Origin of the sequence: Salinicola sp. CPA57 (genome assembly GCF_003206035.1) — a bacterium.
Taxonomy (GTDB): domain Bacteria; phylum Pseudomonadota; class Gammaproteobacteria; order Pseudomonadales; family Halomonadaceae; genus Salinicola; species Salinicola socius.
In genome coordinates, this window is the sequence record NZ_PZJR01000005.1 from 11469 (window position 1) to 35493 (window position 24025).

The 24025-nt window shown below is 64.0% G+C and carries 20 protein-coding genes and 1 pseudogene; 10 read left to right on the forward strand and 11 right to left on the reverse strand.

All coding sequences use genetic code 11. From position 1 onward, the window contains the following. Nucleotides 1-390 precede the first annotated feature (390 nt). Nucleotides 391-2859 (forward strand): mechanosensitive ion channel domain-containing protein, encoded by a 2469-nt coding sequence (locus tag DOM36_RS06510; protein WP_232823756.1) that lies wholly within the window; start codon nucleotides 391-393, stop codon nucleotides 2857-2859. A gap of 67 nt (nucleotides 2860-2926) precedes the next feature. On the opposite strand, the gene DOM36_RS06515 is transcribed toward DOM36_RS06510, so the two are convergent. The 5 genes from DOM36_RS06515 to hemC all read right to left on the reverse strand — a co-directional run bounded on the left by DOM36_RS06515 (nucleotide 2927) and on the right by hemC (nucleotide 8509). Then, nucleotides 2927-3850, reverse strand: a complete 924-nt coding sequence (locus DOM36_RS06515) for an ROK family protein (protein WP_110642080.1) — start codon at nucleotides 3848-3850, stop codon at nucleotides 2927-2929. 90 nt (nucleotides 3851-3940) lie between these two features. Beyond that, nucleotides 3941-5164: a heme biosynthesis HemY N-terminal domain-containing protein gene (locus DOM36_RS06520; protein ID WP_110642082.1), complete on the reverse strand. Its 1224-nt coding sequence runs from the start codon at nucleotides 5162-5164 to the stop codon at nucleotides 3941-3943. Continuing rightward, a complete protein-coding gene (locus DOM36_RS06525; RefSeq protein WP_110642084.1) occupies nucleotides 5161-6765 on the reverse strand; it encodes a uroporphyrinogen-III C-methyltransferase in 1605 nt (534 codons plus the stop codon). Before DOM36_RS06525 ends, DOM36_RS06520 begins: the two co-directional genes overlap by 4 nt. Beyond that, nucleotides 6762-7559: a uroporphyrinogen-III synthase gene (locus tag DOM36_RS06530; RefSeq protein ID WP_075568518.1), complete on the reverse strand. Its 798-nt coding sequence runs from the start codon at nucleotides 7557-7559 to the stop codon at nucleotides 6762-6764. Before DOM36_RS06530 ends, DOM36_RS06525 begins: the two co-directional genes overlap by 4 nt. Beyond that, the gene (gene hemC, locus DOM36_RS06535) at nucleotides 7559-8509 is read right to left on the reverse strand and encodes a hydroxymethylbilane synthase (protein ID WP_075568517.1); all 951 of its coding nucleotides are present in this window, start codon (nucleotides 8507-8509) and stop codon (nucleotides 7559-7561) included. Before hemC ends, DOM36_RS06530 begins: the two co-directional genes overlap by 1 nt. 363 nt (nucleotides 8510-8872) lie before the next feature. On the opposite strand from hemC, the gene argH reads away from it, so the two are divergent. From argH to DOM36_RS06570, 7 genes and pseudogenes are all read left to right on the forward strand, one after another. Next, nucleotides 8873-10285, forward strand: coding sequence for an argininosuccinate lyase (gene argH, locus DOM36_RS06540; protein ID WP_075568516.1), 1413 nt, complete (start codon nucleotides 8873-8875; stop codon nucleotides 10283-10285). Next, nucleotides 10275-10385: pseudogene (locus DOM36_RS20625) on the forward strand (lipoprotein); the annotation flags it as partial. The gene argH and the pseudogene DOM36_RS20625, both read left to right, overlap by 11 nt. Nucleotides 10386-10540: 155 nt before the next feature. Next, complete coding sequence (gene lysA / locus DOM36_RS06550; protein ID WP_075568514.1) at nucleotides 10541-11803, forward strand: diaminopimelate decarboxylase; 1263 nt, start codon at nucleotides 10541-10543, stop codon at nucleotides 11801-11803. Beyond that, complete coding sequence (gene dapF / locus DOM36_RS06555) at nucleotides 11803-12636, forward strand: diaminopimelate epimerase (RefSeq protein WP_110642086.1); 834 nt, start codon at nucleotides 11803-11805, stop codon at nucleotides 12634-12636. Before lysA ends, dapF begins: the two co-directional genes overlap by 1 nt. A gap of 68 nt (nucleotides 12637-12704) precedes the next feature. Next, a complete protein-coding gene (locus DOM36_RS06560) occupies nucleotides 12705-13445 on the forward strand; it encodes a DUF484 family protein (RefSeq protein ID WP_110642088.1) in 741 nt (246 codons plus the stop codon). Next, on the forward strand, nucleotides 13429-14343 hold the full coding sequence (locus tag DOM36_RS06565) for a tyrosine recombinase XerC (protein WP_110642090.1): 915 nt from the start codon (nucleotides 13429-13431) through the stop codon (nucleotides 14341-14343). Before DOM36_RS06560 ends, DOM36_RS06565 begins: the two co-directional genes overlap by 17 nt. Before the next feature lie 11 nt (nucleotides 14344-14354). Continuing rightward, the gene (locus tag DOM36_RS06570) at nucleotides 14355-15089 is read left to right on the forward strand and encodes an HAD family hydrolase (RefSeq protein WP_110642092.1); all 735 of its coding nucleotides are present in this window, start codon (nucleotides 14355-14357) and stop codon (nucleotides 15087-15089) included. A gap of 336 nt (nucleotides 15090-15425) precedes the next feature. Here the strand turns inward: DOM36_RS06570 and yihA are convergent, their stop codons facing one another. Beyond that, nucleotides 15426-16043 (reverse strand): ribosome biogenesis GTP-binding protein YihA/YsxC, encoded by a 618-nt coding sequence (gene yihA / locus DOM36_RS06575; RefSeq protein ID WP_075568509.1) that lies wholly within the window; start codon nucleotides 16041-16043, stop codon nucleotides 15426-15428. A gap of 385 nt (nucleotides 16044-16428) precedes the next feature. Between yihA and DOM36_RS06580 the strand changes: the two genes are divergently transcribed. Together DOM36_RS06580 and DOM36_RS06585 are read left to right on the forward strand one after the other, a co-directional pair. Further along, a complete protein-coding gene (locus DOM36_RS06580) occupies nucleotides 16429-17067 on the forward strand; it encodes a thiol:disulfide interchange protein DsbA/DsbL (protein ID WP_110642093.1) in 639 nt (212 codons plus the stop codon). A gap of 4 nt (nucleotides 17068-17071) precedes the next feature. Further along, complete coding sequence (locus tag DOM36_RS06585; protein ID WP_110642095.1) at nucleotides 17072-17893, forward strand: endonuclease/exonuclease/phosphatase family protein; 822 nt, start codon at nucleotides 17072-17074, stop codon at nucleotides 17891-17893. A 121-nt stretch (nucleotides 17894-18014) separates the two neighbouring features. Here the strand turns inward: DOM36_RS06585 and nuoN are convergent, their stop codons facing one another. The 5 genes from nuoN to nuoJ all read right to left on the reverse strand — a co-directional run bounded on the left by nuoN (nucleotide 18015) and on the right by nuoJ (nucleotide 23882). Further along, nucleotides 18015-19475 carry an NADH-quinone oxidoreductase subunit NuoN gene (gene nuoN / locus DOM36_RS06590; protein WP_232823757.1) on the reverse strand — a complete coding sequence of 487 codons (1461 nt, stop codon included), beginning with the start codon at nucleotides 19473-19475 and terminating at the stop codon, nucleotides 18015-18017. After that, nucleotides 19472-20998: an NADH-quinone oxidoreductase subunit M gene (gene nuoM / locus DOM36_RS06595; protein ID WP_110642097.1), complete on the reverse strand. Its 1527-nt coding sequence runs from the start codon at nucleotides 20996-20998 to the stop codon at nucleotides 19472-19474. Before nuoM ends, nuoN begins: the two co-directional genes overlap by 4 nt. A 90-nt stretch (nucleotides 20999-21088) precedes the next feature. Next, a complete protein-coding gene (gene nuoL, locus DOM36_RS06600; protein WP_110642099.1) occupies nucleotides 21089-22954 on the reverse strand; it encodes an NADH-quinone oxidoreductase subunit L in 1866 nt (621 codons plus the stop codon). After that, nucleotides 22951-23259 carry an NADH-quinone oxidoreductase subunit NuoK gene (nuoK, locus tag DOM36_RS06605; RefSeq protein WP_075568504.1) on the reverse strand — a complete coding sequence of 103 codons (309 nt, stop codon included), beginning with the start codon at nucleotides 23257-23259 and terminating at the stop codon, nucleotides 22951-22953. Before nuoK ends, nuoL begins: the two co-directional genes overlap by 4 nt. After that, on the reverse strand, nucleotides 23256-23882 hold the full coding sequence (nuoJ, locus tag DOM36_RS06610) for an NADH-quinone oxidoreductase subunit J (RefSeq protein WP_110642101.1): 627 nt from the start codon (nucleotides 23880-23882) through the stop codon (nucleotides 23256-23258). Before nuoJ ends, nuoK begins: the two co-directional genes overlap by 4 nt. Nucleotides 23883-24025 lie beyond the last annotated feature (143 nt).

The following is a 24025-nucleotide window of genomic DNA, read 5'->3' on the forward strand; positions in this document are numbered from 1 at the left end:
CTGGCAGCGGAAGACAGCGAGAGCGCGCGGATGGCGGGATGGACTCTCGATCGATGATCACTATATCCCGGCGCAGACCTGACTCGACATCGCCCGCCGGGCATGAACTTTGTCAGCGTCTCGGCGCCAGCGATTTCATCGTTTCTCCTTAGCGAACCGACGGTGCTCTTTCGTAAAGGCCGGTAGAAGAGGCGCCGCCAGTCAGTACCGAATGCTCACAACCGCCGCTCCGATTCTGGAAAACTCGACCAGATCGGCTAGCCTCATCTGATCGCCGTTGTCTCGATGGCCGCACGAATTTGCCATTAGCGATAAAGTGTTATCCTAACGATGTTTAGGCTGGCAGAGTGCCGCCGGACCGATCCGCTCACAAGACAAGGAGATTGGAGCTTGACAGTCCTTCGCCCCGATCGCTGGCTCAGTCGCTGGCTATTGCTGTTACTTTTGATATTCGCTGCCCCCGCGCTGGCCCAGGAAAGTGGATCCGAAGGGCAAACCGCCCAGGATGGCCCCGCCTATTCCACCATGGCGGATCTGCTGGAAAACGCCCAGTCGCGACAGGTTCTTATCGATCAGCTGAGACAGCTGGCATCCCAGCAGGAATCCTCCGGCGATGCCCAGGGCGACGCCACCCAGGCAGCCGATGGGAACGCCACTGACACCAGCCCCGCAGAGACTTCCCAGAACTCCGCAGAGTCGGAACCGGCCGTCGCCGCGAGCAACGATAACGTCGATTCCACGGCGTCCTTTCCGCGACGAATGGCGCAACTCACCAGCGGGATCGCAGGCGATATCGGTGGCCAGCTCAACGGCCTGGTGGCGATGATCGGAGGCTTCTTCGGCAGCGGCGATGCCGCCGCCAGCAGCGCCGCACCCGCGTTCGACATGGGCGCTTTCCTGAGCGCGGCGATCAATCTGGCAATGGTGGTGATTGCCACGGTCGTGGCTTTCTTCATTTTACGGCGCATCGCTACACCGCTGTTCAACCGGTTCAGCCAGTGGTCGATGAAGGGTGATAATCGAGGCCATCTGCTGCGGGTCATCGTGGCGGTGGTGCTCGCCGCGATCGTCGATGTCGTGGCGGTCGTGCTCGCCTATGTCGCCGGCAATCTGGTGGCCACGTTCCTGGTAGGGGAAAGCGGCAGTCTCGATACCCGTTTCTCGTTGTTCCTCAACGCGTTCCTGATGATCGAACTGTTCAAGTGCGCCTTGCGCGTGCTGTTTGCCTCCAGCCACGAGGGTTTGCGACTGCTGCCCATCGGCGCCGATCAGGCACGCTACTGCAACCGCTTCCTGGCGACTCTGGCGGGCTTCATCGGCTATGGCATGCTGGTCGTGGTCCCGATCGTGAACACCACCCTGTCGATGGCCTTCGGCAAGGCCGTCGGCGTGCTGATCATGGTGATCGCTCTACTGGTCTCCGTCTCGGTGATCCTCAAGAAGCGCATCCCTGTCCGTGACCTGATCATGCAGCGCGCCGACGAGGCCTCGATGTCGCTGTCGCGGGTCGCGCTCCGCCTGTTTGCCCGAATCTGGTTCATCATCGCACTGCTCTATACCGTGATGGTATTCGGCGTCACGCTGCTGCACCCGGAAACCGCGCTTCCGTTCGTGCTGATCGCGACATTGAAGACGATCATCTACATCGGTATCGGCATGTTGATCTCCGGCCTGTTGACCCAGCTCATCGGTCAGCGCATCGATCTCGGTGACAACCTTCGGGCCAAACTGCCATTGCTGGAAACTCGCCTGAACTCCTATATTCCGACCTTCCTCAAGGTCATCCGCGCGATCATCCTGATCGCCGTGGCGCTTTACTTACTGGATGCCTGGCACGTCTTCGATCTCGCCGCCTGGTATGCCACGGAAGCGGGCGCCCACACCATTGCCACCATCATTCAGGTGATGCTGATTCTGGTCGTCGCAGCTGCCGTCTGGATCGGTCTGGCCAGTCTGATCGAGAATTTCCTGAATCCGGATACCGGCGGCGGCGCGCCGACGGCTCGCGCCAAGACGTTGATGAGCCTGTTCCGCAACGCGCTGGCGATCACGCTGATCGTCATGACGCTGATGATCGTGCTGTCGGAAATCGGCATCAATATCGGACCGCTGATCGCGGGTGCCGGGGTATTGGGTCTGGCAATCGGTTTCGGCTCGCAGAAGCTGGTGCAAGACGTCATTACCGGCGTATTCATTCAGCTCGAGAACGCCATGAACACGGGCGACGTTGTCACCGTGGGCGGCGTTACCGGCACCGCCGAGCGAGTCAGCATTCGCTCTGTCGCCATCCGCGACCTGTCGGGCACCTATCACATCGTGCCATTCTCGTCGGTCGATACGGTATCCAACTACATGCGCGAATTCGGCAATCACGTCGGCGAGTACGGAATCGCTTACCGCGAGAATATCGATTACGCCATCGAGCAGCTGGAAGCGGCCTACGCGGAACTCCAGGCAAGCGAGGAGCATGGTCACAAGCTACTGGCACCGATGACCGTGGCCGGTGTCATTGCGCTCGCCGACAGTTCGGTCAACATTCGCGTGGTGATCAAGACCACGCCGGGCGATCAGTGGGGCGTCGGCCGTGCCTACAACCGCCTGGTCAAGCTCTACTTCGACAGAGCCGGTATCGAGATTCCGTTCCCGCACACCACACTCTACTTCGGCGAAGACCGTGATGGCATGGCGCCACCCGCCCACTTGCGCGTGCTGCGTGATGAAAAGCGTGACATCCCGGGGGCAGTCGCCGACGAGCCGCAAAACGACGCGACCAGCACGCCCGATACGCCCATCCCGGACGAGACGCATCGCAAGCCCAGCCACGATGACGTCGACGAGGACAACGGTGATGAGCGTTAAGCCAGAAGCCTGCTGATGTCGTGAAACGCTTTACAGGCCGCCTGCGGGCGGCCTTTTTGTGCTCGCCTCAAACGTGGACACGCCTCGACGCCTCGGCACCCAGCATGGCCGCGCCGCGCACGCCGCTGGCATCGCCCAGGCGGGAGCGCACGACTGCGGGCACCTCGACACCTGGAAACAGCTGTCCCGCGATCGATGCCGGCAAGGCTTCCATCAGCTCGTCCAGCGTCGACAGGCCTCCACCGACAATGATGACACTGGGTGACAGCAGCTTGACCACATTGGCCAGGGCGCCGCCCAGCAGTTCGAGATGACACCGGTGGGCCTGTTGCGCCGCGCGTTCACCCGCCAGCCACGCCTGATGCCACGCTTCGGCGGTCGCCGACTCGCCACCGAAATGACGATGCAGCCTCACCAGCCCCGGCCCGGCAATATAGGTTTCAAGGCACGCTTCGAGACCACAGCCACAGCGCAACAGGGGCAGATCGTAGCGCCTGGCCGCCGCCGCCGGCAGTGGCAGATGCCCCCACTCTCCGGCAAACCGGCCGCTTCCCGCGAGCAGGCGGCCGGCGACCATTGCACCACCGCCGGCCCCGGTTCCCAGAATCGCGCCGAAGGCATGCACCACGCCCTCTGCCGCCCCGCCGGGCCCGGTTTCCGATACCACGAAGCAGCGGCTGTCATTCTCGATCACGAAGGGACGATCAAGAGAGGTCGCCAGCGCCGCCTCCAGCACGAAGGAGCGCAGTCCCGGTAGATTCGCCGCGATCAGATAGCCTCGGTCATCGACCACCCCCGGAAAACCCAGCCCCAGCGAGCCTCGACCACCCTGGCGACGATCCGCTTCCCGAACCATCTCGGACAACATGGCCAGCAGTGCTGCGCCATCGTCCGAGGGCGTCGGCTCGCGCCAGCGGTCGAGGCACACCCATTGGCGGTCGTAGATCGCGATCTCGGTCTTGGTGCCGCCGACATCGATACCGTAATGCATGCAGGTTCTCCGTGAACTGAACGGCGGCAATCTACCGCACCAAAAAAGGCGCCCGCAGGCGCCCAGGAGAGCAATCGATCGTCAATCGGTTCAGCGCGTCATGTCGCTGGGCTGCGGCAGCGCCGGCAGCGACTTGTCGAGCAGCGTCACGCTCTGGCGATAGTAGAGCTGGCTCTTGCTGTGATCGCCGAGGTTGGCATAGAGCCGCGCGAGCTCGGCGCAGACGACACCGCTCGGGCGCTGGCGCTGGCTTGCCTCGAAGTACTCCTGCGCCTTACCCCAATAGGCGTTGCGCAGTGACAGGCGGCCCAGCGTGAGCAGCAGGTCCGGGTCGTTGGGCCGCTCCTGCAGCCACTTTTCGGCATAGACCAGTTGGCGAGCCGCATCGACGTTGAGCAGCCCGTAGCGCAGCACCAGCCGCGTATCCCAGTGCTCCTTGAGCGCGTTGCGCAGCAGGCGCTCGGCATCGCCCTCTTCGCCACCCTGGATCAGCGCTTCGGCATAGAGTCCGACCAGTTCGACCTCGCCGCGCAGATTGTCCGGCATGTCCGCCCATAGCGAACGAACGCGCGGCAGATTGTCGGGCTGCTGCGCGGCCTGCACCAGAAGCTCGCGATAGACACGCTGGTCGAGTTCGCGACGTTCGTCTTCGGTGATCAGGCGGTGCTTGTCGAGACGTGGCAACAGACGACGCATGCCATCCCAGTCGTTGACGCTGAGATAGGCCTGCTTGAGCAGCTTGAGTACCTGCGGATGCTCCGGCAGTTGCTGCTCCAGTCGCGTCAATGTCGCCAGGGCCTCCTCGAACTGCTGGCGATCCAGCATCAGCTGCGCCTGCACCAGTCCTACCGCGGTGTCCGCCCCTTCGGTGCTGTGATGGGCCCGCTTGAGCAGCACGTCGGCCTGCTCGTAGCGGCCCTGATAGTGTGCCGCCAGGGCTGCCGAAAGATAGTTGACCAGCGGCGTGCCGGAATCGTCGGCGGCCTTGGTGAGAGACTTCTCGGCACGTTTCCAGCGGCCTTCGGCCAGCGCCACCAGGCCGCGAACAGTGCGCTTCATTGCCGTCCGATGACGGGTGCGGCTATTCCACACCTTGATCCGGCTCACCGGACGACGCAGTCGGACCAGCGCGCGCAGCAGGAAGTGCAACACCAGAAAGGCGGCCAGCAACAGGACGCAGCCGAACCAGAACGAGGTCTGAACGGACGTGTCGCCGACGCGAATGAACCAGTAGCCCGGCAGCGACTGCATCAGTTGCCCAAACAGCGCGCCGACCGCCAGACCGAAGACGATCAGCAGGATCAGCTTTCTCATTCGCTCTCTCCCTGTGGCGAGTCGCCGTTTTGTGACCCGCTATTCTGAGCGCCGCCTTGAGAACCACCCTGGCCACCCCCGTTGCCGAAGCGCTGTTCGATGAAGCGCTTGAGCAGTTGGGAGGACTCGCTGATATCCGGTAGCTCCGGTCGAACCTCGTTGTCGCGAAGACTCTTGAGCTTGTCGAGCGCGTTGGTCACGCCGTCGTTGTCGGTGGCGTAATAGCCCTCGACCAGTTCGATCGCCTTGTCGAGGCTGGCCTGATAAAGCTTGGGCTCGGACTTCAGCAACGCCAGCTGCGCCTGCTCGAGCAGCAACCGCACGTTCTGACGCAGGTAGGACTCCTGCTGGGGCGTGATCAGCGCTTCGAGCGGCTGATCGTGACGCCGCACGGTCACCAGATCCTTGAGCTCGCTACCCAGCGTTGCCAGCTGCTGGCGCCAGCCGCCGGTCGGCTTGGCATCACCCTGGCCGGCGGCGATCTCTTCGATGTCCTGCTTCAGCGGCAGACGTGCCAGCTGCTCCTGCTGCGCCATCAGTGCCAGATAAAGGCCGGTTCGGTCGATGACCGGCACGGAATCGAGCGAAGCGAGCTCCGACTGGATGGCACGGCGAACCGGCACCAGGGCCGGGTTGTCCGCCTCACGCAGACGCTCGTCGGCCGCGTTCAGCAACGCCTTGGCGCCGTTGACGTCGCGTTCGAGCTGCAGCCGCTGGTTGGCCAGACGCAGCAGATACTCGGCCTCGGCGTGCAGCCACTCCCGCGGATCGGCCTGCTGCTGCTGGGCCAGTTCCTTGAGCACCTTGTCCAGCGTGTTGTCGAGATTCTGGCGGTACTGATCGAACTCGCCCCGCATCATCTTCAGATTCTGCTGACGACTCTGATCGAGCTCACCGACTTTCGATTCGAGCTGGTCGAGCGTGGTGCTGTTGGTGCCGATCTGGCTCAATTGCGCCTGCTGCTGCTGAAGCTTCTGCCATCCCTGGAAGCCGACGACAGCCACTGCGATGGCTAGCAGAATGACCAGAATCAGGGCGAGCAGACCCAGTTTGCCCGCGCGGCCGCGCTTTTCGCCGTTCGTTGGCGGCGTGCCGCCCGGCGGCGTGGCAGCGCCACCCGCGGACGAAGCGCTGCCAGGCTTGCCGCCTTGACCACTTTGGTTGCCGGTCGAGGCGCTGGGCTGATGGGAAGCGCCGGATGCGGCCGCCGAGGTGGGGGTCGTTGCGGAAGCGCTCGTCTTGCCTGACTTGCTGGCCTTGGCGCCAGCAGCTGGCTGGGCCTTGGTCGACGAGTTCGTTGCGGCTGCACTCGCTGACGACTTGCCGGTCGCACGCTCCGTGGCGGCTGGCTGAACGACATCGGGTTTGACTGGGTCGGTCTTGGCCGGCTCGGTCTTGGCCGGCTCTGGCGTGGTCGAACCGGGCCGCGAGGACGAGTCGGCAGGTGATGACGAATGGCTTTTGCTGCTGTCCGTGCTTGGCGTCACGACCGGAGCGGCTTTCGGGTCTTTCCCGCTCGGGCTGGCCGTACCGTCCGCGGCCTGCTCGGTATCGGCAGCCGATGCCGACGACGGTTGCTGATCTTTGCTCTGCTTGCTCATCTACGCTTGCCTTTTTCGTGATCACCCTGATCGGAGGTGGCGCCCCGCGGATCGAGCACCGCGCGGATCTCAGCGCTCAGTGCCGCCGGTGAAGCACCCGACGCCACATGAGGCGAGCCGAACCCCAGCGTTCCCGCCAGTGTAGCCAACCGCTGACTCGAGACGATTAGCGGTTGGTTCAACGCAACTGGGCCACACCATGTGACCAAATGTTGCAATATTTCCCCGCTGGTCACCACCAGCGCGGCAAAATCCCCACTCTCCAGCCACTTGTCCATGGGTGGAGACGGTGGATGATAGCGACGCCGATAGAGCGCCACGGTTTCGACATCGGCGCCGCGCTCACGCAGTCGTTCCCGCAATAGTTCCCGGCCCGATTCGCCGCGAGCCAGCAACAGCCGCTTGCCGGCCACCGCCTTGAGCGAGGCCACTTCCAGCAGCGCCTCGCTGTCCTCGCCTTCCCCCCGCGCGGGAATGACCGCCGGCACACCCAGTTCCGCATGCAACGTCCGCGCGGTCGCCTCGCCGACGGCGTAGAAACGCAGGCCTTGGGGCAACTGAGGCCAGTATGACGCAATGGCCTCGGCAAGACACGTCGCCGCCTGGGGGCTGACCACGATGATGCCGTGAAACAGATCGAGGTCGAGCAGCGCGGCGCGAGCCGAAGCCGATAGCGCCACCGACTCGAAGCGCAGCACGTCGAGTGCGGTCGTGGTGATACCGCAAGCCTCGAGCGCCCGAGCCAGCACCTCGCCGCGCGGTCCCGGACGCGTCAGCAGTACGCGAGCAGGCATCACTCGCTGTCGGCGCCGCCGTAGACTTCGGCCAGAATCTCGCCGGCTCCCTGCGCCAGCAGATCTTCCGCCACGCGGATGCCCAGCGATTCCGGCTCCGAAGCCGATCCCCGGCTCTCGGCACGCAGCACCACGGAACCGTCGGGGTGCCCGACGAGACCGCGCAACCACAGCGTGTCGCCATCGTTCTCGAGCACGGCATAGCCGCCGATGGGCACCTGGCAGCCGCCGTCCAGGCGGGTATTCAGCGCTCGCTCGGCGCGCACCCGTGTCGCCGTCGGAATATGATCCAGCGGCGCCAGCAGGGTGATCAAATCGGCATCGTCGTGCCGGCATTCGATCCCCAGCGCGCCCTGACCGCACGCCGGCAGGCTCTCTTCCGGCGTCAGTTCGGCGGTGATTCGGTCTGCCAGTTGAAGCCGCTGCAATCCGGTGGTGGCCAGGATGATCGCTTCGAAGTCTCCCGCGTCGAGCTTGCCCAGCCGAGTCTGAACGTTGCCGCGCAGCGGCAGCACCTCGAGATCCGGGCGCCGGGCACTGACCTGAAGCCCGCGGCGCAGACTGGAGGTGCCGACACGGGCGCCCTCGGGCAGCGCATCGAGGCTGGCATGATCGTTGGAGACGAACGCGTCCGTGGGCGCGCCACTTTCCAGGATCACCGAAAGCCCCAGGCCTTCGGGGAACTGCATCGGCACGTCCTTCATCGAGTGCACGGCCAGATCCGCCCGCCCATCGAGCATCGCTTCCTCGAGCTCCTTGACGAACAGCGCCTTGCCACCGATCTTCGCCAACGGCGTATCGAGTATCTGATCGCCGCGGGTGGAGAGCGGCACCAGTTCGACGCTCAGATGCGGATGGAACTGTTCCAGCAGCGTCTTGACGTGTTCGGCCTGCCACAGCGCCAATGCGCTCTTGCGGGTTGCGATTCTCAATCTATTAGCGTCGAGCACGCCGTTCTCCGAGTTGGATGGCTATCACCCTCGGCACCGCCAGTGGTACCTCGGCCTGTCACCAAGTGGGTGTTCGCATTCGCGAAACTTGGCTTACATGATAAAGCAGTCACGGAGTGAGTAAAAACTGACCACGACCGATAGGCGCGGGCGACCCTGTCGGTTCCCAGGTTCCGGGGCCGGTATCGTTTTCCATCCAGGGCTCGCCTACCTTGCCGGCCGTTCTGGACTGAACCGTGCGGTGTCAACACCGTCCTCTGCCAACGCCGTCTCTGATACACTCGGATCAGCGCTTCATGGGCGGGCGAATGGACCCGTCTCGCAGACCCTTCAATCCGCAGACCACGCAGAGCTCGATTTTCGATGACGCAGGCAACCAACCAATCCTGGGGCGGACGTTTCAGCGAACCCACCGACGCATTCGTCGCCGCCTTCACCGCTTCGATCCCGTTCGACAAGCGTCTCTATCATCACGATATCCGCGGCTCGATCGCCCATGCCACCATGCTGGCTCAGGTCGGCGTGCTGACCGACGACGAGCGGGACCGCATCATCGATGGTCTCAACGCCATCGAGGCCGAGATCGAACGCGGCGAGGTCGAGTGGTCGATCGCGCTCGAAGATATCCACATGAACATCGAAGCGCGGCTGACCGACAAGATCGGCATCACCGGCAAGAAGCTGCATACCGGACGCTCGCGCAACGACCAGATCGCCACCGATATCCGGCTCTATCTGCGCGACGAGATCGATGCCGTGGCCGCCGAACTTTCGCGTCTGCGCAGCGGCCTGATCGAACTGGCCGACCGCGAAGCGGATACCATCATGCCCGGGTTCACGCACCTGCAGACCGCGCAGCCGGTGACTTTCGGCCATCATCTGCTGGCGTGGCAGGAGATGCTGACGCGCGATCACGAGCGTCTGCTCGACTGTCGCAAGCGGGTCAACGTGCTGCCACTTGGCGCTGCGGCGCTGGCCGGCACCACCTATCCCATCGATCGTCACGTCACCGCCGAGCTGCTGGGCTTCGATCGTCCCTCGGAAAACTCGCTGGATGCGGTCAGCGATCGCGATTTCGCCATCGAATTCACCGCTTTCGCCAGCATCCTGCTGATGCACCTCTCGCGCATGAGCGAAGAGATGGTGCTGTGGGCCAGCGCCCAGTTCGATTTCGTCGACCTGCCCGACCGCTTCTGTACCGGCTCCTCGATCATGCCGCAGAAGAAGAACCCGGACGTGCCGGAGCTGGTACGCGGCAAGACCGGGCGTGTCTATGGTCACCTGATGAGCCTGCTGACGCTGATGAAGTCCCAGCCGCTGGCCTACAACAAGGACAACCAGGAAGACAAGGAGCCGCTGTTCGACACTCTCGATACGGTCAAGGGCTGCCTGCGCGCCTTCGCCGACATGGCGCCGGCGCTGGTAGCCAAGCCGGAGAGCATGCTCGAGGCCGCGCGCCGCGGTTTTTCCACCGCCACCGACCTGGCCGACTATCTGGTCAGGGCCGGTGTCGCGTTCCGCGATGCCCACGAGATCGTCGGCAAGGCGGTCGCCTACGGAATCGAACAGCGCAAGGACCTCTCGGAGATGTCGCTCGAGGAACTCAAGCGCTTCTCCGACGTGATCGGCGAGGACGTCTTCGAGGTGCTGACGCTGGAAGGCTCGGTCGCCGCCCGCAACCACATCGGCGGGACCGCGCCCGATCAGGTTCGCGCTGCCGCCCAGCGCGCGCGCGATGCCCTGGCCACCCTCCAGGAGCGCCATCATGTCGCGTAATGCACTCATCATCGCGGCATTGAGCACGATGCTGCTGGCCCTCTCCGGCTGCGGCCAGAAGGGCCCGCTCTACATGCCCGGCGACAGCGAGTCCTCGAAGACCTACGACCCGCAGGGCGATTACGAGACGTCGCAGTCAGCCTCGTCGAAACAGACGCCCGGCCAGAGCGGCCCCGATGCGCAGCAGCGGCAACCGGCAGCGCCCCAGGCCAGCCCGGCGCCGGCAGCCACATCGCCGACCGCCGAGGAGCTACCGTGACGTTCGACGCTTTTCCCGTTCGCGACGGCGTGCTGCACGCCGAGGATATCGCCCTGGATCGGCTGGCCGAGCAGTACGGCACGCCCTGCTACGTCTATTCGCGTGCCGCGCTGACTCGACATTTCCGCGCTTACAGCGATGCCCTCGGCGATATGCCGCATCTCGTCTGCTACGCGCTCAAGGCCAACTCCAACCTGGCCGTGCTCGACGTGCTTGCCCGCCTCGGTGCCGGTTTCGACATCGTCTCGGTGGGCGAACTCGAGCGAGTCATCGCTGCCGGCGGCGATCCGGCCAAGGTCGTGTTTTCCGGCGTTGCCAAGCAGGCCGACGAAATGGCCCGCGCGCTGGAGGTCGGCATCAAGTGCTTCAACATCGAATCGCGCCCGGAACTCGAGCGTCTCGACCGGGTGGCCGCCGAGCGCGGCCAGGTCGCGAACATCTCGATTCGGGTCAATCCGGACGTCGATGCCAGAACCCATCCGTACATCTCCACCGGACTCAAGGCCAACAAGTTCGGCGTGGCCGCGGAAGACGTGTTCGATCTCTACACCTGGGCAGCCCAACGGCCGAATCTCAAGGTCGTGGGACTCGACTGCCACATCGGCTCGCAGCTGACCGAACTCTCGCCGTATCTCGATGCGCTGGATCGACTGCTTGCGTTGGTCGATCGACTCGCCGATCACGGTATCGTGATCGAGCATCTGGATATCGGTGGCGGTCTGGGCGTCACCTATCAGGATGAGCGCCCGCCGGCGGCTGGCGACTTCGTTCATGCCGTGCGCGAACGCCTGCAAGGTCGTGAGTTGACACTGCTGCTCGAGCCCGGCCGCTCCATCGCCGCCAATGCCGGCGTGATGTTGACCCGGGTCGAGTACCTCAAGCCCGGCGAGACCAAGAATTTCGCTATCGTCGATGCCGGCATGAACGATCTGATCCGGCCGTCGCTGTATCAGGCGTGGCAACGCATCGAGCGCGTCGACACCCGTCCGTTCCGCGACAGCGCCGTCTACGATGTGGTCGGTCCGATCTGCGAAAGCGGTGATTTCCTCGGCCAGGAGCGCCAACTGGCGATCGCCGAAGGCGACCTGCTGGCGGTACGTTCGGCCGGCGCCTATGGTTTCGCCATGGCGTCCAACTACAACAGCCGTGGCCGCCCTGCCGAAGTCCTCGTGGACGGCGGCAGGAGCCATCTGGTACGTCGCCGCGAGAGCCTCGAATCGCTGTGGGCACTCGAGTCCCGGCTGCCGGAGGAAGGCTGATGCTGTTGAATTTCACCAAGATGCACGGCCTGGGCAACGACTTCATGGTGGTCGATCTGATCAGTCAGCGCGCCTACCTGCGCGACGAGCAGATCCGCCAGCTGGCCGATCGCCACTTCGGCATCGGTTTCGACCAGCTGTTGCTGGTGGAACCGCCGCGCAAGCCGGACATGGATTTCCGCTACCGGATCTTCAACGCCGACGGCGGCGAGGTGGAAAACTGCGGCAACGGTGCACGCTGTTTCGCCCGCTTCGTCATCGACCAACGCTTGACCCACAAGCGTGAATTCAAGGTCGAGACCCTGGGTGGGCCGTTGACGCTGAGGGTCGACGACGACGGCCGAGTCCGCGTCGACATGGGCACGCCCCGCTTTGCGCCGGCGGACGTGCCGTTCGTGGCCGATAGCGACGAGCTCCTGCATCACCTCGAGATCGGCAACCAGCGCGTCGCGCTCAGCGTCGTCTCGATGGGCAATCCCCATGCCGTGCTGCAGGTCGACGATGTCGATAGCGCCCCGGTCGACGACCTGGGACCCAGTCTGCAGCGACACCCCAGCTTCCCCCGCCAGGCCAATGTCGGCTTCATGCAGATCGACTCTCCCCACGCGATCCGCCTGCGGGTCTACGAGCGTGGCGTCGGGGAAACGCTGGCCTGCGGCACCGGCGCCTGCGCGGCGGTGGCCTGCGGCATTCGCCGGGGGTTGCTGCAAAGCCCCGTCGAGGTGGAACTGCGGGGCGGCAGGCTGACTCTGGAATGGGCAGGGACGGAGGCGGCGATGTTCATGACCGGGCCCGCCGAACGTGTCTTCGAGGGACGCATTGCCTTGAATTAGGAAAGCCTAACAAAAAGAGTCGGCGGGACAGACTGCCGCCTCGTCAGGGATTCACAGGAGAACAACGCATGTCACGCGCCCAGGCCCCCGAGCCCCGCCAGACTCTGGACCCCGATCGGGTCGCCGAGTGGCTGGCACAGCACACCGACTTCTTCGTTGGTCGGGAGGGGCTGTTACAACAACTCAAGGTGCCGCACCCACACATCCCCGGCGCTGTCTCGTTGCTCGAGCGGCTGGTCCACGACCTGCGCCATCGGGCCGAGGATGCCGAATGGCGGCTCGAGAATCTGCTCGAGTCGGCGCGCTACAACGAAGCCCAGTATCGCCGAACCCGCGAGCTGGTTCTCGGCCTGATTGAGGCCGAGAGCGCCGATGCCCTGGCCGAAGCCCTGTCGACGCAGCTGGCCGAACGCTTTCGCACCCAGGGCATCGGTCTGTGGCTGGACGCCCCGCCCGCCTGCCATGCCACCCCCCATGACACCAACGCCTGGCAGCCACCGCGCTTCGCCTTGACCGACGATGCACGCCGACGGCTGGAACTGCTGCTCAATGAACAGACCAGTCGCTGCACCACACTGAACCGCGAGGATTGGGAGGCCCTGTTACCGCATTGCACCCCTCCGCGGGAATCCGGCTCCTGCGCGATCACCCGGTTGACCCAGGGCGAGTCGCTGGGCTTTCTGCTCCTGGCCAGCCACGATGGCGAACATTTCAGGGCGACCCTGGATACGCTCTTCACCGAGTATCTGGGCGAGGTGGTCAGCCGGCTGTTGCGGCGTACCGAGGTCACCCATGCAGGCCGCGCTTGATGCCTTTCTGAAGCGACTGGCGCAGCGCGCCAGCCCGGCAACGGTGGACGCCTATCGCCGCGATATCCATGGCGTGATCGCCTATCTCGAAACCCAGGACGTGCGCGCCTGGCGCCAGCTGGACGTCACCCTGCTGCGGCGCTATCTGGCTCACGAGCGAGCCCGCGGCATGGCCCCGAGAACGCTGGCAAGACGTCGCGCCGCGCTGTCCCGTTTCGCCGATGAGCTGGTCCATCGAGGCGAGCTGGATCACAACCCGGTACAGTTGACACAGGCGCCCCGTCAGCCGCGCCACCTCCCCAGCCCGGTGGATGTCGACCTGCTCGGTCATTTTCTGGACACGCCCCACGACGGCGATCCCCTGGACTTTCGCGACCAGGCCATGCTGGAGCTGTTCTACTCCTGCGGCCTGCGCCTGGCCGAGCTGGCGGCGCTCGACCTCGCCAGCCTCGACGAGCGCCATGTGCGGGTCGTGGGCAAGGGCGGCAAACCGCGCCAGGTACCTTTGGGCCAACGCGCCGGCCAGGCCATCCAGGCTTGGCTCGGATTTCGCAGCACCCTGGCGGGAGAGAGCGAGACGGCGCTGTTCGTCGCCCAGCACGGCGGGCGCCTGGGCCATCGGTCGATCCAGAGCCGGCTGGCCGAGACCGCGCGCAAGCGGGGTCTGCCGGAGCATCTTCATCCTCACCGCCTGCGCCACTCGTTCGCCAGCCATCTGCTGGAGTCCAGTCAGGATCTGCGCGCGGTACAGGAACTGCTGGGCCATGCCAATCTCTCAACCACGCAGATCTACACCCGCCTGGATTGGCAGCAGCTCGCCGAGGTCTACGATCAGGCTCATCCCCGCGCGCGACGCAAGCCGGCTTCGCCCGCCAGCGAGAGTTCAGACAACCCCTAGGATCATCCATCATGCCGCTGGACGCCATCACCTTCGATCTCGACGACACGCTGTGGCACAACGGCCCGGTCATGGCACACGCCGAGCCCACGCACTATCAGTGGCTCGCCGAGCAGATCGACGCCCATCGTGGGGCCGACGCAACGCCGCTGGCCGAGGCCTTTCCGCTGGAAGCCTATCAGTCCATCCGCGCATCGCTGATGGCGCGCTTTCCGCTCAGCCGCGGCGATCACAGCTGGATTCGCGAGCGCGCCATGCGCGAACTGCTGACCGAACATGGCCTCCCTTCCGACGAAGCGGCGCAGTGGGCGGCCGCCGGCTTCGAGCAGTTCATGGCGCTGCGCCATGAGGTCGCGCTCTACCCCGAAGTGGTCCCGATGTTCGACGCCTGGGCACGGCGCTACCGGCTCGGCATCATCACCAACGGCAACGTCGACGTGCGCCGGCTGTCGCTGGATCACCATTTCGACGTGATCATTCTCGCCGGCGAAATGCACGCCTCGAAGCCGGACCCGCGTCCGTTCCTGTCGGCCGTGGCCCAACTCGGCACGCAGCCCTATCGCGCCCTGCACGTGGGCGACAACTGGGAGGAGGACGTGATGGCGGCTCAGCGTCTCGGCATGCATGCGGTGTGGATCGACGCCAAGGACGAGGGCGAACGGGAACTGCCGCCGCGAGTGCATCGCGTGACGCATGTGAGGGAGTTGCCGGAGGTCGTTGCCCGGCTGGACGAACAAACGCGCTGATAGCAACTTCCCAGAGCCTCCCCGACGACGGGACCAACGGCACCTGACTCACGACATTGCTGGAGTTGGCCACCATTCGACGCCTGTTCAGGGCGGCGCTACGCGCGGAATCGATGAGCCGGGTCTTGCATCATGGATGATGCAAGAGGTGCGTTGGGCAGGATGCCCTTTCGCGCCGACCCGAGCTCAGCGATGGCGCGCGAAGGGTTTCGCCGCCCTGGGCGTCAAAAAGGGGAGCGCGAGGGGCCTGCCCCTCGCATCAACGAACAAAAGGGAGGCCAGTGCTCGGTCAGTGGTAAGCGGGAAACTCAAATGAGTCGCTAACCCGAGGGAACTTCAACGGGCCAACCACCGATCCATCACGGAATAAGCCTGATCCAGCCCCTGGCGCTTCAGCGAGGAGAACAGCTGCACGCTGACCAGGTCCTCCCATTCGGCGAGGCGCTGCTTGACCTGCTGCAGCGAGGCCTTGGCCGGCCCTTGCTTCAGCTTGTCGGCCTTGGTCAGCAAAATGTGCACCGGTAGCTCGCGATCATCCGCCATCTCCAGCAGCTGGATATCGAAATCACTGAGCGGATGCCGCACGTCCATCAGCAGGATCAGCCCGGCCAGCGAGCGCCGGCGATGCAGGTAGTCGGCAAGATGCGCCTGCCACTCCTTCTTCATCGCCTCCGGCACCTTGGCATAGCCATAGCCGGGCAGATCGACGAGCCGCAGCTGATCGTCGTTCTGCAGCGTGAAGAAGTTGATCAACTGGGTCCGCCCCGGTGTCTTCGAGGTTCGCGCCAGCGCCCGCTGCTGGGTCAGCGCGTTGATGGCGCTGGATTTGCCGGCGTTGGAGCGCCCGGCGAAGGCAACCTCGACGCCCTGATCCAGCGGGCATTTGGCCAGCGTCGGGGCGCTGATCAGAAAGCTCGCCGTCTGGTAGTTACGGCGCTCGGGAGTGGCAGTCATGGCAGGCTCGATTATCTTGAGACGGTAGCGCCGCGCAGTGTAGCACGCGTGCTCCGCGTCGGATGAGCGCGGGCGTGTAACGCGCTCGACCGCCAGCGCCGATGTTTTCGCTCCCGAAGACGAGCGATTGGCACCCTACGCTTTTCCGGCCATTTCTGTCAGGCTAACGGAAACCGGTCGGTAGCAGGCTAGCAAGGGAACCTCGGCGCTTTTCGCGGCTCCAATACCCGTACCCCTACCGGGCGCCGATTCATAGGGCCTTCGTTTTCGGAACCGTCGTTTCCTCGAATGACGGTTTCATCAGGCAAGGTGTCATCTTACGATGGTTCCATCGAACTCGATTTCACCAACAAGATTTTCGACATACATTCAGGAGCAGTAACGCATGATCAAGTCTTTTGTGGCGCTATTGGCCGGGCTGACGTTCTCGGGCGCAGTGATGGCGGCGGATATCGTCGAAGGTCAGGACTATCAAGTCGTCGACGAGCCGATGAAGACCGACGTTCCCGCGGACCAGATCGAAGTCACCGAAGTGTTCTGGTACGGCTGCCCTCACTGCTACGCGCTGGAAAAGCCGCTCAACGAGTGGGTGGATCAGCTTCCGAACGACGTCACCTTCGATCGCATGGCGGCCCCGCTGGGCAAGGTCTGGGAGCAGCATGCCACGGCGTTCTACGCTGCCCGCCAACTGGGGATCGAGGATGAGATGCGCCAGGACTTCATGGATGCCATCCATAAGGGTGGCAAGCGTCTGACCGACAAGGACGAGATCGCCGAGTTCTTCACCAGCTACGGCGTCAGCAAGGACGAAGCGCTCAAGGCGCTCGACTCCTTTGGCGTCAAAAGCGAGATCCAGCAGGCTTCGGCCAAGATGCGTGGCTATAAGCTGATGGGCGTTCCGGATCTGATCGTCGATGGCCGTTATGTCGTCACGCCCAACTCCGCCGGCTCGCTGGAAAACATGCCGAAGATCGCCAGCGCCTTGATCGAGAAGGTCCGCGAGGAACGCACCGAGAGCGAGTGACGCCATGTCTCTAGCCGCCTCGACCCCTGCCAGCGAGATTTCGCCGGCGCTGAAACTGCTGACCTGCAATCTGCAGGTCGGCATTCATACGTCGGCCTATCACCACTATTTCACGAGAAGCTGGCAACATCTGCTGCCCCACCCCAAGCGCAGTTCGCGCCTGGATATCGTGGCCAGCACGCTATCGGCCTACGATATCGTCGGACTCCAGGAGGTCGACGGTGGCAGCTTTCGCTCCAATCACGTCAATCAGGTCGAATATCTCGCCAACCGATCGGCCTTCGATTTTCATTTCCAGCAGCTCAACCGCAATCTGGGCCGCGTCGCTCAGCACAGCAATGGTCTGCTATCGCGTCTCGCCCCCAACCGGGTCGACGAGCATCGACTGCCGGGCATGCGCGGGCGCGGCGCGATTCACGCTCGCTACGGAGAAGGCCCGGACGCGCTGCACGTCTTCGTCGCACACCTGGCGCTCAGCCAGCGCGGCCGGCTGCGTCAGCTCGACTACCTGGGCGAGATCATCCAGCCGCTGCATCACGTAGTGGTCATGGGCGATCTCAACTGCACCCAGGAGCAACTGCTGGCGCATCCGCGCTTCTGCCGCGCGCTGGATCTCAATCCGCTCAAGCCGCAGCTCAGCTATCCCGCCTGGCAACCCCGCCGGGCACTGGATCATATCCTGCTGTCGTCGTCGTTGAAGGCCGAACAGCCTCGCGTGCTGGAAGCGATGTTCTCGGACCATCTCCCCATCGCCGTCGATATCCACCTACCGGGTGCCTGCCGTCGCAGTATCGGGCTCAGCGCCCAGCGTGGCGCGGATTCCTGATTGTCCCCGACAGCGTGTGATTCGACCCGATGCGCTCGGACTACACAGCTCACGTATGCAAAAAGCGCCTCCGAGGAGGCGCTTCTGTCATCGAGCGTTTGTCATCTTCACTGAACGGCCGTCATGACCCGGCTACCCAGCTGACCCAGTCGATCATCGGCGTCGGGTAGAGCCCCAGCAGGATGATCAGCGTGGCCACGCCCAGCACCACCATGCCGCCGGCACGCTCGGCCCAGTCGTGTCTCGCATCCCGACGCTGCATGCCCGGTTCGTGCAGGAATAGTGTCACCATCACCCGCAGATAGTAGTAGAGCCCGATGGCACTGCCGACCACCACGCTGCCGACCAGCCACCAGCGATGGGCTTCGACACCTACCGCGATGATGTAGAACTTGCCGATGAAACCGGCCGTGAACGGAATCCCCGCCAGCGACAGCATCGATACCGTCATCACCGCAGTGAGATAGGGCCGGCGCCAGAACAGGCCGCGATAGTGGTGCAACGGGCTGGCATCCGCCGTGCCGCCAGTGGCGACGTAGGGGCTCGACACCAGGGTGACGACACCGAAAGCGCCCAGCGTGGTCAGCACGTAGGTGACCAGATAGACCCCGACCGTCTCCACCGCCAGCCCCTCGTTGACCACCAGCGCTACCAGCAGGTAGCCGAAGTGGGCAATCGACGAGTAGCCCAGCAGACGCTTGAGATCGTTCTGGGTCAGCGCCAGCAGGTTCCCCACCAGCATGGTGACCACGGCAATCACCGCAAGCAGGTCGTGCCACCAGTTCTCGTGGAAGGCCAGCGTCGACTGGAAAAGCCGCAACAGCACCAGGAACACTGCCACCTTGCTGGCAGTGGCCAGGAACGTCGTCGCCGGCCCCGGTCCACCCTGGTAAACGTCCGGTGTCCAGAGGTGAAATGGCACGATGGAGAGCTTGAATGCCAGTCCTACCAGCAGCATGCCCGCGCCGGCCAGCAGCCAGGGGTCGTTGCCGCTGACCGATAGCGCTTCACCGAGTTCGGCAAAATCCAGGGTGCCGGTGACCGCGTAGAGCAGCGCCATGCCGAAGAGCAGGAACGCGGTCGCCGCTGCCGACAGCACCATGTACTTGATGCCGCTTTCCAGCGCGCCTCGGTCCCGGAAGGTGTAGGCGAGCATCCCGAACAGTGGCATCGACAGCAGCTCGATACCGAAGAACAGCGTCGTCATGTGTCGCGCCGAGACCAGTACCAGCCCGCCCGCGGCAGCGCTCAGCAGCAGCAGATAGAACTCGTCACGCGGGCCCTCGTAACCTTCCAGATAGTGGTGGGCCAGAGTGACGCAGGCCAGCGTCGACATCAGCACCAGCACGGCCCCGAAGCGTGACAGATCATCGACCACCAGCACCGAGGTGACGTCGACCGGTCCCAGGCTCCAGCCGAACAGCAGCGCCAGCAGCGCAACGTTCAGCCCGACGGCGGTGACAATCGCGTTCAGCGTATGATTGCGCTTCCAGGCGATCGACAGCATCACCACGATCACGGTCAGGCAGACCAGAATCAGCGGGGAAATGGCCATCAATGCCATCATGGCGGCATGACTCATTGGCTACCTCCCATCATTGCTCCGGCTTGCTGAACGCTGTGTTGCACGACCTGCATGGCGCCGGCGGAGGTATCCAGCAGCGGCTGGGGATAGATACCAAAGAACACCACCAGCGCGACGATACCGAACAGCAGTACCGTCTCGCGTCGATCCAGTCCGGCCAATGGCGTCTCCTCCGCGGGGGGACCGTAGTAGACGCGCTGCATGATGAACAGCGAGTAGACGGCAGCCAGAATCAGACCGGCACTGGCGATAACCACCACCCAGGGTGCGACGCCGAACGCACCGAACATCACCATGAACTCGCCGACGAAATTGGCAGTGCCGGGCAGCCCCAACGATGCCGCCACGAACACCAGCGCGAACCCCGGCAGACCGCGGATACGCCCCCACAGCCCACCCATCTGACGCATGTCGCGGGTATGCAGGCGCTCGTAGAGCTGGCCGGAAAGAATGAACAGCCCGGCGGCAGAGAACGCGTGCGCCACCATCAGTGCCACCACGCCCTGCAGGGCCAGTTCGGTGCCGGCGTAGATGCCGATCAGCACGAAGCCCATATGGGAAATGCTGGTGTAGGCGATCAGGCGTTTCAGATCACGCTGACCGCAGGCGAGGATCGCGCCGTAGAAGATACCGATCAGGCCTAGCGTCATCGCCACCGGCGCGAAGGCCTGGGAGGCTTCCGGAAACAGCGGCAGCGCGAAGCGCAGCATGCCGTACGCCGCCGTCTTGAGCAGAATGCCGGCGAGATCGACACTACCCGCGGTCGGTGCCTGGGCATGGGCATCCGGTAGCCAGCCGTGTAGCGGCACGACCGGAAGCTTGACCGCAAAGGCGACGAAAAAGCCCAGCATCAGCCACCAGGCCGTGGTCTCGGAAAGCGGTGTATTCAGCAGATCCGCATAGGCGAAGGTGTAGTCGCCGGTGGCGGCATGATGCGCGAACACCAGCCCCAGGATGGCGATCAGCATCAAAAGGCCGCTGGCCTGGGTATAGATGAAGAACTTGGTCGCCGCGCCGATACGCGAACTGCCCTGGGAACCGCTGTGGCCCCATAGCGCGATCAGAAAATACATCGGTACCAGCATCATTTCCCAGAACAGGAAGAACAGAAACAGGTCGATGGCGAGAAAGACCCCGACCACGCCACCGAGAATCCACAGCAGGTTGAGGTGGAAGAACCCGACCCTGCGTACGATTTCCTTCCACGAACAGACCACGGCCATGGCGCCGAGCAGCCCCGTCAGCGCGATCATCAACAGCGACAGCCCGTCGATCGCCAGGTGCACCTGAATACCGAAACGCGGAATCCAGTCGGCCTGCCACTCCAGCGTCCAGGCGTTGGTGGCACCTTGCACCGGCAGGCTGAAATCGCTGCTGACCCATAACCCCAGCACCATCACCAGCTCGAGCAGCATGGTCCCGAGCGCGATCCAGCGTGGCGCACGGTCGCCGAAGCGTTCGGCCTGCCAGCACAGCAGCCCGCCAATGAAGGGGATCAGTATCAGCCAGACCAGAGTCATGAATCAGCCATCCGCGATAGAGTGAATTCCATGTGCCGTCGGCGCTGCTCGGCCGGGCGATTTGTTTTGTGCATCGTTCGTGCGCTCATGTCAGCCCACCAGCAGAAAGGCCAGCAGCAGCGTCGCCCCCAGCACCATCGATACGGCGTAATGACGCAGCAGACCGGTCTGGGTCATGCGCAGGCGATCATGGGAAGCGCGTGCCAGCCACGGCAGAATGTTGCACAGCGAGTTGATCCAGTCGCTCCGGTTGGCCTTGACCAGTCCCTGATAGGGCCGCACGAACAGCCAGTCGTAGAGCGCATCGAATCCCCAGGCGTTGTGCCAGAACGTCCACAGCCGGGCGCCGCGCGGATCGGCCATGCCGCGACGGATCAGATCGCGCCGGCGCCGGAACAGCCAGCCGGCGAACAGCACGCCCCCGACAGCGACGATCATCGCAGCGAACTCCAGAACATGAACGCCCATGCCTTCGCCTGCCGGCCCTGTCGGCAGCACTTCGTCCAGCGGTGGCGTCAGCTGCGCGCCGATGGCGGTCGACATCACGATCAGCACCACCAGCGGCACGCCATGCACAAGGCCCTTGCCGGCATGGGCACTGCGGGCGTTATCGCTCTTCGGCTTGCCGTGGAAAGTGCCGAGGATCAGCCGCACCGTGTAGATCGAGGTCAGTAGTGCCCCGAGAAGTCCGGCCAGCATCAGGATTTCATGACCGGACGCGAGCGCCGACACTAGAATGGCGTCCTTGCTGTAGAAGCCGGCAGTGACCAGCGGCAGCGCTGCCAGCGCCGAGCCGCCGACGATGAAGCCGGCATAAGTCAGCGGCAGCTTGCGCCACAACCCGCCGAGACGACGCATGTCCTGCTCGTGATGGGTACAGATGATCACCGACCCGGCGGAGAGGAACAGCAGCGCCTTGAAGAACGCGTGGATCATCAGGTGGAAGATCGCCGCGTCGAAGGCCCCGACGCCCAGCGCCAGAAACATGTAGCCGATCTGGCTCATGGTCGAATAGGCCAGCACCCGCTTGATATCGGTCTGCGCCAACGCCGCGAACCCTGCCACCAGTAGCGTCAGTGCACCGATCACGCCGACCAGCAGCAGCACGTCAGGCGCCATCAGGAAAATGCCGTTCATGCGTGCGATCAGATAGACCCCGGCAGTCACCATGGTGGCAGCATGAATCAGCGCCGACACCGGGGTCGGACCGGCCATCGCGTCCGCCAGCCAGGTGTGCAGCGGCAGTTGCGCCGATTTACCCACCGCCCCGCCCAGTAGCATCAGCGCGGCGAGTTGCGGCATCAGGCCACCCTCGGTCCAGATTTCAGGCGCGCGCACCAGCAACGTCTGCAGATTGAGCGAGCCCAGCTCGACATAGAGCAGGAACATGCCGATGGCGAGGAATACGTCGCCGGTCCGGGTGATGATGAACGCCTTGAAGGCCGCCCAGCCATTGGCCGGCGTCCGGTAGTAGTAGCCGATCAGCAGATAGCTGCAGAGACCGACGCCTTCCCAGCCGAAATAGAGCAGCAGCAGATTGTCGCCCAGCACCAGCAGAATCATGCTGAACACGAACAGGTTCATGTGGCAGAAGAAGCGGGTCACGCCCTCTTCGCCGCGCATGTACCAGGCCGCGAACAGGTGAATGAAGAAGCCGACGCCTGTGATCACGCCGAGCAGCGTCAGCGACAGTCCGTCCAGCATCAGGCCCACGGTGGGCTGGAAATCCCCTACCGAGATCCAGTGCCATAGCGTCAGCGTCTGGGCCGCCTTGCCCTGATCGTAGAAATCGATACCGACCCACAGCGCGCACAGCGCAGCCAGGCCGATCGAGGCCACCCCGATGGTGGCACTGACGCGCTCGGAGAAGCGGCCGAAGGAGAGCGCCAGGATCAGCGATCCTAGCAGCGGGAAGACGAAGGTGAGCGTCAGCAGGAATTCGTGAAAAGTATTCATCCGCGTAACCTGCCAGCTGCATCGATATCGAGGGTCTTGAAGCGACGATAGAGCTGCATCAGCAGCGCCAGCCCCACGCTCGCTTCGGCCGCCGCCAGCGTGATGATCATCAGGAACATCACCTGACCGTCGGCCTGATGCCAATGGGTACCGCCGACGATGAACGCCAACCCGGCGGCGTTCATCATGATCTCGAGGCTCATCAGCACGAACAGCATGTTGCGCCGTGTCATCAGGCCGGCCAGCCCCAGCACGAACAGGATCGCCGCCAGCCACAGGCCGTGTTCTACCGGAATGCCCGTCATGCCTTGCCCTCCTGCGTGCTGCGGGTGTCTTGTGGCGCATCGATCGGGGTTTCGCGCGCCGGGCGGGCGGAAGCCTGGGCCTGCTCGCTCAATTCGCGCTGACGGTCGCGGGCCAGATCGGCTTCGTCGTGAGCATCGCTGCGACCCAGATGCGACGCCGCCACCAGCGCCGCCAGCAGCAACATGGCCGCCAGCTCGACGATGACCAGATAGGGACCGAACAGCGAAATTCCGACCATCTTGGCCGTCAAGGTCTCGCCGCTGATGGTGCCGCTGTAGTCGCCGCTGACGAGCGTGACGATCATCACGATCAGCAGCACCGCCGTCAGCACCGCCGGTCCCACCCACGCCTTGGGCTGGAGCCAGGCACGCTCCTGCTCCACCGCCGACTCACCGAGGTTGAGCATCATCACCACGAACACGAACAGCACCATGATCGCGCCGGCGTAGACGATGATCTCCAGCGCGCCGGCGAACGGGGCGCCAAGCGCGAAGAACACCATCGCCACCGCGATCAGCGAGACGATCAGATAGAGCAGCGCATGCACCGGGTGGGTGCCGGTGACGACGCGAAGGGTAGCGAGAATCGCGACCAGGCCACTCAAGTAAAACGCAATTTGCATATCTCTCTCCCAGCTTTGGGCAGCACAAAATCCCTAACACGTCCCACCCGGCTTGGAATCTGTTTACGATCTTGCGAGCTAGAGCCAAGGCTATGCCCGTTCCCTACGGGCCAACGCACTTCCCACATCCATGTGGGTCGCGA